At 39.6% G+C, this 12,138-nt stretch carries 12 protein-coding genes and 1 tRNA gene; 3 read left to right on the top strand and 10 right to left on the bottom strand.

The window, feature by feature from the left end; all coding sequences use genetic code 11:
• Window positions 1-863: 863 nt before the first annotated feature.
• The 5 genes from NV381_RS38025 to NV381_RS38005 all read right to left on the bottom strand — a co-directional run bounded on the left by NV381_RS38025 (window position 864) and on the right by NV381_RS38005 (window position 4,164).
• The gene (locus NV381_RS38025; protein ID WP_258218447.1) at window positions 864-1,010 is read right to left on the bottom strand and encodes a restriction endonuclease; all 147 of its coding nucleotides are present in this window, start codon (window positions 1,008-1,010) and stop codon (window positions 864-866) included.
• 679 nt (window positions 1,011-1,689) lie between these two features.
• Window positions 1,690-2,652, bottom strand: a complete 963-nt coding sequence (locus tag NV381_RS38020) for a hypothetical protein (protein ID WP_258218446.1) — start codon at window positions 2,650-2,652, stop codon at window positions 1,690-1,692.
• A gap of 184 nt (window positions 2,653-2,836) precedes the next feature.
• Window positions 2,837-2,989, bottom strand: a complete 153-nt coding sequence (locus NV381_RS38015) for a hypothetical protein (protein ID WP_258218445.1) — start codon at window positions 2,987-2,989, stop codon at window positions 2,837-2,839.
• A 493-nt stretch (window positions 2,990-3,482) separates the two neighbouring features.
• Window positions 3,483-3,561 (bottom strand) — tRNA-Ile (locus NV381_RS38010).
• 264 nt (window positions 3,562-3,825) lie between these two features.
• Window positions 3,826-4,164, bottom strand: a complete 339-nt coding sequence (locus NV381_RS38005) for a hypothetical protein (protein ID WP_258218444.1) — start codon at window positions 4,162-4,164, stop codon at window positions 3,826-3,828.
• 387 nt (window positions 4,165-4,551) lie between these two features.
• Between NV381_RS38005 and NV381_RS38000 the strand changes: the two genes are divergently transcribed.
• Entirely contained in the window at window positions 4,552-5,244 is a 693-nt protein-coding gene (locus NV381_RS38000; protein ID WP_258218443.1) for a hypothetical protein, read from the top strand.
• A 1,229-nt stretch (window positions 5,245-6,473) separates the two neighbouring features.
• Here NV381_RS38000 and NV381_RS37995 read toward each other — a convergent pair.
• The 3 genes from NV381_RS37995 to NV381_RS37985 are packed head-to-tail and all read right to left on the bottom strand — an operon-like array spanning window position 6,474 to window position 7,566.
• Window positions 6,474-6,950, bottom strand: coding sequence for a hypothetical protein (locus NV381_RS37995; RefSeq protein WP_258218442.1), 477 nt, complete (start codon window positions 6,948-6,950; stop codon window positions 6,474-6,476).
• Window positions 6,947-7,381, bottom strand: coding sequence for a hypothetical protein (locus NV381_RS37990; protein WP_258218441.1), 435 nt, complete (start codon window positions 7,379-7,381; stop codon window positions 6,947-6,949). Before NV381_RS37990 ends, NV381_RS37995 begins: the two co-directional genes overlap by 4 nt.
• The gene (locus tag NV381_RS37985; protein ID WP_258218440.1) at window positions 7,378-7,566 is read right to left on the bottom strand and encodes an antitoxin VbhA family protein; all 189 of its coding nucleotides are present in this window, start codon (window positions 7,564-7,566) and stop codon (window positions 7,378-7,380) included. Before NV381_RS37985 ends, NV381_RS37990 begins: the two co-directional genes overlap by 4 nt.
• Before the next feature lie 741 nt (window positions 7,567-8,307).
• On the opposite strand from NV381_RS37985, the gene NV381_RS38590 reads away from it, so the two are divergent.
• Window positions 8,308-8,388: a putative holin-like toxin gene (locus NV381_RS38590; protein WP_419182337.1), complete on the top strand. Its 81-nt coding sequence runs from the start codon at window positions 8,308-8,310 to the stop codon at window positions 8,386-8,388.
• Between the two features lie 728 nt (window positions 8,389-9,116).
• Here NV381_RS38590 and NV381_RS37980 read toward each other — a convergent pair.
• The gene (locus tag NV381_RS37980) at window positions 9,117-9,662 is read right to left on the bottom strand and encodes a DoxX family protein (RefSeq protein WP_258218439.1); all 546 of its coding nucleotides are present in this window, start codon (window positions 9,660-9,662) and stop codon (window positions 9,117-9,119) included.
• 899 nt (window positions 9,663-10,561) lie between these two features.
• Here NV381_RS37980 and NV381_RS37975 point away from each other — a divergent pair.
• Window positions 10,562-10,993, top strand: coding sequence for a hypothetical protein (locus tag NV381_RS37975; RefSeq protein ID WP_258218438.1), 432 nt, complete (start codon window positions 10,562-10,564; stop codon window positions 10,991-10,993).
• Between the two features lie 484 nt (window positions 10,994-11,477).
• Here NV381_RS37975 and tenpIN read toward each other — a convergent pair whose 3' ends face one another.
• Window positions 11,478-11,993, bottom strand: coding sequence for a type III toxin-antitoxin system TenpIN family toxin (gene tenpIN, locus NV381_RS37970; protein ID WP_258218437.1), 516 nt, complete (start codon window positions 11,991-11,993; stop codon window positions 11,478-11,480).
• Window positions 11,994-12,138 lie beyond the last annotated feature (145 nt).

The raw sequence follows: 12,138 nt of genomic DNA, 5'->3' as shown, positions 1-12,138 counted from the left end.
TGATTATTTTCAAAAAAAAAGACCTAATTCAATATTAGGTCTTTTTTTCTAATCATACAATGGGAACTTGTTTTTTTAACGTGGGGATTGCCCTTCCACCACATCATACAGTTGAGCTTTCTTTTTTAACGTGGGGATTGCCCTTCCACCACATCATACAGTTGAGCTTTCTTTTTTTAACGTGGGGATGCTCTACCGCCACATCATACAGTGGGCTTTCTTTTTTTAACGTGGGGATTACCCTTCCGCCACATCATACAATGAGCTTTCTTTTTTTAACGTGGGGTGCTCTTCCACCACATCAGTAGTTTTATTATATCTGTATTATTATATTCAGTCAATGAGTACCAGTTCTTTGCAGTATCGTCTAAAGTTCTGAATTTTATTACTTTTTTCAACTCCAGTGAGCTCAAGATAGCCGGTACAGCGTTTCGATTGCTGTGCTTGGATTCACGAAACGAAAAAGAAACCGTCGTCGTCGCTCCCTTTAATCTTCGTTTGGCGCGATTTTCGGCAATGACTTCCTTTATGTTCCTTTTGAAACAATTGTATAACTTCACCATTTTGTTTCATTATCAAATCCCACCTTATTTTATATCATACAAAAAAAGCTCGTTGAGATGAAGGAGCCGCGTGCAGAAACGAAAAAAGAGTCCGCTGACGCGGGCCCCTAATCATTTAATCTCTTCGGAAAGGAGCTGCAGCAACCATAAAATTCGCCTTTTGCACTTTTCCGCACAACATCGTGCTTCCGTATCTGGAGCAAATCTTTTCTATCGTTTGGCATGGCTTGCTTTACCGCCTTTACCGAAGGTGCAGCGCCTGGATTAAGTTTTAGAATCGTCTCGATAAGCTGCTCACGGTTAATTAGGCGGATTGCGATTTGATTTCGCAAGCGCATAGGCTTCATCGGTGTATTCGCGGTTCGCGATAACCCAACCCTCGGAAGCTCCATAGTGCGCAATCGATGCTTTGTACTTTTTGAACGGCTTGTCCAGTTCAAGAATCATGACACGTCCATCCTTTAAAAAATAGATATGCGCGTCTATCCCGATTTATCTGCTAATAAGAGATCTGAACATGTGCATGCTGCCAGCAAAAACCATCTCAAACACATAGAAAAGGCCCTACAATTCATTTTCTGTTTCTTCATCGAATCAAAGTTCGAAAGAAAAGCAAAAATGGAAAATTAGGGCCTTTCTGTTTGTCATATGAACATCGTTACAAAATAATCTGAGCTGCCTCCCAAATCCATTCTAAAGCCTTTGAAATAGTTCAGATGATGTAAGAGGTAATCTGTTTTAAAATCGATAATAACAACCTTTATGTTCGTATACTGACTTATTAGAGTATTGAGGAGAAGAAATGAATTATTTTCTGAAATATATTTCGTAAATATTCAAAATTATTTTTGGAAAAAAGAATTGAAAAATTTTGCATCCATAAATAATTAAAGACATCGACGTATTTTCTAGTATAATTATTATTTCTTCTTCTTTATATTATAATATCTTTAAATTAAATGGGTGATACAAAATTGATAGATAGAATCGAAAATATGTATGATTTATATCACTTAACCTGTATCACCTAACGAGTATCACTTAACCTGTATCACCTAACAAGTATCATTTAACCGTATCACTTAACAAAAACAATAGCTGCAAAAAATCTTGAATCAAAAGCTGCTTAGTTCGCATCAGGAAGGAACCAATCAATGTTTTTAACAAACTGATTTAATGTACGGCTGCCTTGGTTCATTTTGGTCGGCAAAGTACCAGCGGAAATATAATTCTGTATAGCAGTTTCAATTCGTTGCGGGCCCATTTGTTCTCCGAGCTCTATCAGCTGGCGTGCCTCTGATGGATGAAAAGTAGGAAGCTTACCGCGGCGAGCTGAGTATATTTTTTTAAACAGATCAGGCAGATCATCAGCTATCAACTCTCCATTATCCCGAGCACGCTGCTTTTCTTTTTCTTTTTCTTTTGCTTCGATCTCATTTATCTTGTGCTGGATGGATTTATTCCATTCCGCTAGATGGTCTTCATTGAATTGCACACGTTGAACTGACTCGAAACGAAGAGATCTAATCTCTGACGAGTATTTAAATAATTTCTCCCCTGACGTAAATATAAACTTTTTATGAAGTCCTTCTACTTGCTTGACCGCATTCGCAATATTAGTAAGATCTATGAATACGCTTTTTGCCAAAGCTGCAAACTTTCCTTTGCCACTTGTCTGGCATAGGTGATTAATATAGACATACATTACTACTTCTTGATGGGATAAATTGTCGTTTCTGATTTTTTGAAGCAGAACGTTAAATGTGGTCCTATCCAACCTGGAGAATTGAGCATCATCATGGATCCGGACATCTTTGTAACGAGTAGCGAGATTTTTGCCTTGCGCCCTCATCCCTGGTGTAATATTCAAAAAACTTAATTTACTCAATGTTCTCCTGGCCTGACGTATTTTGATTACACTTAGTGCCAGCGCGCCGGCAAACCAGATATCGGGTTTATAAAACTCTCCACCGACTATATTGTATTCGCTCAAAACTAACCAATAATAGAGCTTTTCAGTTGGCGTTAGAGCTTTAAAATCCGGATCATTCAAAAGTTCATTGTAAATCGGAAACCAAGAGTTCTCCATCAGTGCTCCCTCCTGCACAACCCGCTATAAAATAAATCCAGCAGGCAGTCGGGCAACTGCTTTTTGTTTCTACAGAAACTAGCCAGGACATTAAAAATATGATATCACATACTTCGATAATGTACCGTTATTAGTAAATGAAAAGGCTCGGACCGAAGTCCGAGCCTTTTCATTTACTAAAGTCTTACGAGCGACAATGTTCGGAAACAGTCGACCCACTGCGGACATGTGCTGGAATCCAGCACAGACCACGGAAATGACCTCTAACCCAATGACTATTGCGGTCATGCTGCACTACATGGATACCTTTAGGATAATGGCAAAAAATTATGTTCATCGGATTTCCTCCTTCCACTCTTTCGAGTTAAAGGAGTCGAGCAAGCAGTTAACTTTACTATATTTACATCCAATTTAAGCTTTATCCGAACAACACATATTATGTAAGGTGAAATTTTCTTGTTGCATTATGTGGTGTTTTTTTGATATGATTGGGCTCACAAATGTTTTGGATAGAAATACATATTCAGAATTTTGATTTGCGAGATCAATATTCTGTCGCAAGGTTAAAGTTGCTCTACCCTTTAACCTCTATTTGATGCTCTCTTAGAGTATCAAATTTTTTGCGTTTTGTCAATGGTTTCTGTGAAAACAAACTACTATATCTTGTGGAAACATATGCGTTACCATGCCGTAACACAACATCTTGTGTTTATTGATCTAAAAAACTAGCAACCCGCCGGGCGGGTTGCTTTCCAAGTAGCTTTATCACAAAAGCCCACAGCTTCTACTGTGGGCTTTTTGTACGATTACTTCTCGATTTTAAGGGAACCTGGGAAGGGATTCGAACCCTAGAGACTCCATAGGAGCCCTATCTGATTATCAATCAGACGCCTTAGATCACGCGGCCCCTTCTATCTATGACCACACCATATATCCATATTTTACTAAATTTAACTTCCGCGAGCTTGCGCTGAATTTTGGCTATGGTGTTCGGTGAAAATAAAGTATTAGACTGGAGTCGTTGATTTAACGAGTGTTTTTGAGTTAAAGAATCGTCAGCTTTTGAAAAAAAAGTTTTAGACTGATCTATTAAAAGAAACAGCGGCGGACCAGACTTGAAAAATAAAGTCTTAGACTGCCGCTGTTGTCATTAAACTAACGTTCGCCGTTAGTTCAGATACCACTGTAAATTATTATATATTCCCCAGAGTCAACCTTGGTTGCAAATTCAATTAGTCTGCTTAGAGTTTCAAGAATTTCTTTTCTACTGAATGATAATTTTTCATATGCCCCAGCTGTTCTGGGGTCTTCATCTTCATTCCAAGTATACCAACCCGTTAAAATTAATTCTTCGGGAGCTTCTGAAAACATTAGATACCAAGCTTTCATCAGCTTCGATAATTTTATTGCTCCCTTTTTCTCAATTATAGAGTATCCATAATAGTTAAACCCCAATTCACTTTCGTTTTTATCGGGATTTATGGTTTCAATCCATTTTAATGTATCTAGCATATATCCAAACATGTCATCAAGTAAATTAACAACGTTTTCTGAATTATTGTCTTTATAATTAAAGATTCCACTTAAAGAAATCTCTTCAAATTTACGATATGAAATAAGTATGAACTCATGAACTAAAGCTATATGGATTCCTCCTATCAGTGACTCAATTCCTTAATCATATTTCACCATAAATTTCAACTATCCTAGTTTAACGCTATCGCCAGTCTAATAGCTGCGGAGGAATTTGTAATGAGAATGAAATATGGTTTTCTTCTGGGATAATGAATCAAGCCTATCTGGGTTCTGTACTCACTGTTATTGTTTACGGTGCGAAGCTAATGGCAGGAAATAGTTACCTCCGCGTCGAATCGTTTACTATAGCGAGGTGATGACGATATGGATAACGATTTTCAAAAGTTTGAAAAGGCGCTAACATCAAAGGATATCGCCGCAATGATCGGCATAGCAGAGTCTACCGTAAGGAAATACGCTGCGGCGTTAGAAGACGCTGGATACCCGTTCACTAAAGACGGAGATGGTGAGAAAGCTCCACGTATCTTTACGGAGTCAGACGCTATGGTTATGCGCCATTTAAAGGAGTTACGCGAGAAATCAAATCTTCCAGTGGAGCAAGCCGCCCAACTCATTTCAGCTAAGCATCCAAAAGGTACGCTACAGATCGCGGCGTCCAATGCTATAGCGCCCATAACAGACTATAATACGATAATTAATGCCATTCATGAACGACATGATAAACGCTTCGATGCGTTGGAGGAAAAAATTAATGGCATTAATAAGTTTAATGAGGTGCTTTTAGAACGCTTAGACGAACGGGACGATGTGATCCGAGTATTGCAAGAAGCTCTAGCAGTACAGAAGGCACTTGCGGCCACCACAGAGTCAACGGTACAGCAACAGATTCAGAACGCTGTAGACACGGCTCTTGATCGGCATAATGAGCGGTTAAAGAGCGATAAAGCGGAAATGATCACATATATGCGGGAGCAACTGGCTACGAAACAGGAGATCGCTGCGGCCGTGGAAGAGGAACGGAACAAGTCCATTTGGAAGCGGATATTTGGCAAATAAAAAAGCCGAGGTACGTTGAGGTCGGGGCCTTTTTTATTTGGCCTTGAGGGCGAATGTAAAGGTTCGACCCGCGTATTTCGGGTGTTTTCTTTATTAGGCCGAAGATATTATGCTTTCCCTAAATCTAGCAATATGCTATAGTTTATTTTGATAGAGGAAAAATTAACTAATAACGAACTTTGACAAAATAAAAAATCACTGTTCAAGTAGCTAGAGTTTCTCAGGCTCTAAGCTGCTTCAGATCCGACGCAATCGGAAAGAAACAGGCACTCTCACAATGATTTTATTAGCTTCATTGTATCATCGAATTGCACTCTATTCAAGAATGCAATTTTGACGAATTGTGAGAAGTAATGTTGATAAACAACAAGCCCTGGTTCCCCGATAGCGGAGAACCAGGGCTTTTCTGATTTTCTTGGTTTTACTTGAGCCGGTTACGACCGGATCAATTAGCACTTATACATAGTTTCATTGAAAGAAATAACCCAATACCAGGCGTACGGGATCCTTTTTTTAAAAATGGACTTCGTAAGGCTTATTTTCCTATTGTCTTTTTTTCGAGAATGGGTTTGAGCGTGCCGACGTGGAAAGCAAAAGCAACACGTTAAACTTAGCAAGGGGAGCAGGCCCGATGCAAACTCGCTGCGTGTAATCCAATAACACGGAATCATGCCCACGTGTGGAATACAGTATATCGGGAGGACGCCGAAAAACGGTCTGGAGGTAGCCAAGCATCGAAAGATGGGTGGCCGTATCAATCACACAGGATTGGCTTTGTGTGGCAAAAGGTACGGATAGCGTACAAGCTATTGTTCGGGCATGGATGGAACGGAAACCTCAGCGCACCTAAGCTGGCGAGCCTGGAACACGAACACCTACTTTGCATCTTTACAGTTTACCTGTATTGAATGCAGGTAGGTATTCTATGCCCGTTTTCCTAGACGCGACCGATCTAGCGTGCGGTTTAAACCCTTTAAAGTCAAGCCCTTATTCATGAAAGAATACAGTTGTTTTAGCGTAAGTAAAGAACAGATAAATAGAAAAGAAGAATAAGGGCTTGATGTTAGAGGGTGCGGATGTAGCCCCAGCGGGAGCGTTCAGGAGTAGGAAAAGCGCAAATTGAACTTGATTCGAGTTCTTTTTATAAATGTTCAGTAACATCATGTTACATGATGTTACTGAATGTGAATCCCTTGGTAGGAAAGGCTTTTACATAATGTTGCATGATGTTACAGTTTCTGAATTTCATTTGGAGGGTTCCATTCATGTATGTAGATTTGCTCTGCTTGCTGAGGATCTATGGTTATAAATAATCGTTCGATTTCGAGAAGGATTGCTGTTTGATCAACTGTATGATCGAGGGAGCTAGCTTTGTTTTTTAGAGCAGCGATCACGTATCCGATGGCCTGTTTTTTTGTGATGTTTTGGTTGTGTACTGGATTATCTGCTGCTATTAGGTTTTCTTGCCTGTATTTATTCTCATCATGATGGTTATCTAAAGCACCCTCTTCTAATAGTTTGGATGCGAGTTGAAGGGTTTCTTTGTGTAGAACTTTATCTATTTTTTCTTTTACCTTTTCTTGGTTTCCGGTAAACCCCATGTATGCCCAGAATGACATGCCGAACCGTTTTTCGATACTCTGCATAGCTGAAAGTATGGAAGTGTCCGGCTGCTTTTGTTGGGGGAATGGAATGATTTTCTTCATGCACCATCCTCCTCCGGATTTGTCAGGATGATTAATTCTCCGTCAGATCCAGTTATCATGATCTTTGACCGGTGATAAGCGGCCAGTGCTTCGGAGGTTACCAGCGTCGGATTATCCGGAGCTGGTCCGCAATGCTGCTGTATGTACGCGGCTATGAATGAGCTTTGTTTTTGGTGCCCTTCCCTGGCCAGCTCCCAGCTGTTGCGATCTGGAAGGAGACAAGCGCGCATGACCTCCTCGATTCGCTCGTTACTCTCGCCAATTTCGCCCAGCATCTTCGCCGTAAAACTGGCGTTGACCATGGCTCGGTACTCGGCATCGTGCAAATCCTTGATCGTGTACAGGCGCTCGAAAATCGCGCCGATCCGAGCGAGATAGTGAATACGTTCCTCACTTAGCCCGTCCAGTGAATCCGATTCGTATGGAGTCATTGCGAGTCACCTTCCTTGCTGGCCGCAGCGTTGATCGACCGAGAGTATTCTTCTTTCGTGATTTCTCCCATAGCGACCCGGCGCAGTTGCTCGCCTTCTTCTGGGGTCAGTTCCATGCCTTCGTATCCCCAGGAGGCTTGTAGATTGCCAAAATACCGCTCGAATTGCTCTTTCTTCATGTTCATTTTAGGATCACACTCCTCTCATTATTTTATCGTACAGTTGCTATTTTGTCCTTAGCTGGTGGCAGCGTTTTTCCCGAATCCGATAGGAAAGGGCATTAATTTATTAATGCAGGATAAGGGATGCGGAGCATCTTTCCACACGTAACAGGCAAAGCCTGTTAGATCAAAGGTTGAATCGTTCCGCACATATTTCCGCATATATGGCGTTTACTCCCAACTTTTTCCGCATACTTCAGGGTATATGAGGAATTTGGCATCCTAACAGCTTCCGCTAGTATACGAACCGTTGAATCATATGACATTGGATCGTGCTAGCCAATGCGTACACGTATCCGCTTATTTTGGGATAGCCCAATCCTTATATTTAATCCCATTAATTATTAATTTCTCTTATTGTAGTTTCACCTTCTAGGGGTGAGACTACTACAAATCTGATATTACCCCAAATTCCGCCATGAGCGGCGATTTTTCTTCCGTGGAACAATGGCAAAAAAACGGCTCTGTTCGCATGTTTTGCGAAGGAGTCGTTTTTCGATTTGCTCCGGATTGCTCGAGATAGCTACCCAACTTACTAAAAAAGAGGGTTGGACATATTCACAAAATAAAGATTTTTATACAGATGTCTCTAACAATGTCGAAGAACTACAGCTTCAGGTTGCTGACATTTCGAAAACCATATACAATTGTTTTAGCAATATATGGCTTGTCTCTCTCCTCTAGTAATATAGGAGGTGGGAAACGATGCAAACGAAAGATGCGATTCAATTGATGATAATGTCGTGCATGCTCCTTCTAGCCCTTTTAACGTTCGTTTTAAAGTAAAAAACCTACCCTGGACCGGTCAAAGTCAAAGTAGGATTTTCTAAACTGAACCTGAAGGAGAAAACCAAGTCCATATTGCTATGAAAAGTCCGAGAGTTCCAGCTCTTGGGCTTTTTTTAGTGTTTATAAGTGTTAAATGGTGCTAAATGGTGTTATATGTGTTAATATATGCGATCTCAGTTTAAAGATAACACAGGTAACGTTACGCGATCAATATGAATGGAAAATTTACCGTGAAAGTCAAAGTGATTGGATATTATGTTTCCGCAAAATACATTTCTCAGTGTCTTCCTTCATTTTTTCCCGCAAGCAAGCTTTCTTCAGAAATCCCTGCAAAAGGTCTTTTTCGAAAAACCCAACTTTCTACGACAAGAAAATATCCCAATTAGGGATAAAAATATGCCTATATCAATAGACTCCGAGAGCTGGATTTATGAGCAAAACACCCTATTTTGTGTTCATGTCTACAAGAAAAACCCGTCCAGAAGCATAGAAATGGGCCTATAATCCACTTTATTTTTCTTGATCGAAGATTACTTCGAGAGAAAAGGTGAAATGGAAAATTAGGGCCTTTCTGTTTGTTAGATTACGTGGTCTGTTATTGTTGCGGACCGCGGGATCCGTCTTTATTACTGCGTTCTTTCTCTGTCTGAGCTTGCAGTTCGTCTACGATTGCTGAAGAGTTTTAAAAACGTCAAAAACGCAGCCCCGATGGAGCTGCGTTTAGATTAAGCGTGTATGGGTTTGTGTTTCGTACCCGTTCCAGTTGTTAGGTCTGTAGGATTTTTCTTGTGTGTAAACAGCTTGCGAAGGTAGGGCATCAGGTAATGGTCAATACCGAATCTACCGGTGTTTGCACCTGCCATGAACAAGATCCCGCCGATAAGAATGAACCAAGGATTCGTGCTTACGGTACCCGCGAACATGAACATGAAGTTCATCATGAGTCCAAAGAATGCTGCCGCGGTAGTCAAAACACCAAGAATCAAACCAAGACCGACTAAGAATTCGCCGAGCGGAATCATGAAGTTAATGATTTTAACATTCGGCAGAGCAAAGTTTTGTATGAAAGCGGTGAAGGTCGGATACACAAGTTCATTAGTTGCCTTGTCGATCACCGGTTTGGTGACCGCGTTATTTAAGAAGCCACCGGCATTAAATCCATCGATTAACTTTTGCCATCCGTGTGTGAGCCATTCATATCCAATGTATAACCGTATGAAAAGCAGGATTCCTGCTGCATATTTATTTTCTCTAAGCCATTTTCCTAGCATGATAATCAGCTCCTGTTTTAATTAGTGAAAACATTCACAATGTTATTCAAAAAAATATTAAGTAATCTATTTTAGCCAAGATCGGGATCGCTTCTGAGGTCTCATTTTACATCAAGTCCTTCCGTTTAATGTCTTACCTTTCTTACATCTTTAATTTAACACGTCGAGAATCAAAAGTAAGTGACGAAAATCACACCAGGTTTATTCGCTCTTCATTGCTCATACTGGATGATCACGAGCTGCCACCGTATTCCCCGCGGGATATGGGTCCAGACCGGTTTACGTATCGGTTAAGGATGCAAAGGAAATAACCAAAAAGATAGTTACGTAAAAGACGGTTGTTCCTGGCTCAGAAGAGTTGCCATTTGCGCAAATTTAATAGGGACCCCCGCCAGCTAACGGAGATCCCTATCGCATTCCAGTATTCAATTTTTATACTCCTTCCTGATACTCATGGATACCCGCGTTCTACACGCTTCGACTTACGCTTTCCCATTGGACTATCCCCTTCCGATCATTGGTCGGTTGTGAACCGGCATACCCGTTGACTGGATACGCTTCGCCTATCGGTGGCCCATCGGAATCCGTCTCCCCTCGTCTAAGTTGCGTTTAGTTTAACTTAGCTATGGTCCCATCCTGGTTACCTCCGTTTTCTGTGGGCTGTTGTTTCATGGCTTTATATTAACATATCATTAGTATTTTTGCAATATTCAGAATATTCTAAAAAAAATAATGCTTTGGGTGCATCCTCACAAAATATGTTTGATACATATGTTCAATCGTGGTGGGCTTTTTGTTTGTTTAATCGTTCGTAATCATTGAGTTCACTTCAATTTTTACGAAGTATTTTCGATATACCTAATAATCTTCTTTAAGGGAGATAAAACGGAGGGGAAGATATGATTAAAAAATCAGATAAATTAAAAAAACAGAATGTAAAAATATTGTACAACACCATGGATGAAATAAAATTATATAAAGACTATTCAAATGAAGAGCTTGAATTATTAAAAATAGATTTCGAAGCTCAAGAAAAAGCTATTCCTGTACAAGGACTTTATATAGCGGCAGGATCGGTTGTCTTAAGTGGGTTGGTCTCTAGTTTTATTAAAAATCTATTAGACGAATATTTGAAAGGACGTAATCCATTATTATTTATTATTGGGTTAATATTCGTAGCTTCGCCTTTTTTGTTTTGTTTGGCGATGATTTATATTCGATATCAAACTACATTGAAACAAGCATCAAAAAGGAAAATCATAATTGAATCGATACTGATCCAAAGAGCGGAAAGAGTTAATTTAAAGGAGAAACGATTACAGAAAAAATAGAGAGAGCGATATAAGATGAATATCCTCACAAAACACCCAATTTTGTGTGCATGTCTACAAGTTAAACCTGTTCAGAAGCATAAAAAAGGCCCTGCAATTCATTTTCTTTTTCTTGGCAGAAGGTTACTTCGGAAGAAAAGCGAAAAACGCTGGCGAGTTCTATGCCCTCTCTCAGCTCTCAACTGAAAACCGAAATGGTAACACCCAGGAGCTTCTGAAAACTGCAATTGTGAGCCTTGGAAGTCTTTATGTTCAATTAAGTGATACAAGCCTACAAAACAAAATTTCAGAACTGAAAAAAACCAAAAAACAAAGGATTAAATAAAAAAAGGCACCGTTCCGGCGAACAAAAATGCCCGAATTTGCCTTTTTCTTTTTTTCGCCTTGTATTTATCCTACCCCAAAAGAGCCTACGCTAACGCTACGGTTACGCGCTTTTTAATGAGCGATATAAATAATCATTCATTAAAAACCACGTCTGAATTTAAAATACCTTCATTTCTTGTATATCATTCGATGGATTTATAGGCAAATTACAACCAAGCTCTACATGATAATTTTTCATAGTTGAAAATCTATATTGCCTTAGAATGTGTTTATCTTGTTTTTTCACCGCTTTAATATACTTCTGTACGAATTTCTCAAAATCGATAATGATTTTGTGTTCTAATTCCACAATTTTTAAGTAGTCACTTTTATCTCTAAGCTTATAATCTTTTTCCGACAATACAAAGCGATCTTCTGTAATAATAAGCGCCTTTGTATAATCAAGCCCATGCCTAACGTTTTTCCCATCAGGGCTGTGAATTTTAGTCGTAAAATTCGCAGGATGGTTAAGATCCATTTTAGAACGCAAAGGTATAGCGAATTTATAACCTAAAACAGTCACCAGAAGCACTCCATAGCCTCGTCCCTCGTCTTTAATTGTTTCAACTAAATGAGTGTGTTCCTTATAAAAATCAGACGTTAATCGGTGAAATACAATTTTATTATCAGCCATACGAGAGAGCCCCTTGAATGATTATTTTCAAAAAAAAAGACCTAATTCAATATTAGGTCTTTTTTTCTAATCATACAATGGGAACTTGTTTTTTTAACGTGGGGATTGCCCTTCCACCACATCATACAGTTGAGCTTTCTTTTTT

It is taken from the genome of Paenibacillus radicis (ex Xue et al. 2023), from assembly GCF_024722015.1.
Taxonomy (GTDB): Bacteria; Bacillota; Bacilli; order Paenibacillales; family NBRC-103111; genus Paenibacillus_S.
The sequence above is the reverse complement of the archived record's forward strand: the minus strand, read 5'-3'. Positions and strand labels throughout refer to the sequence as shown.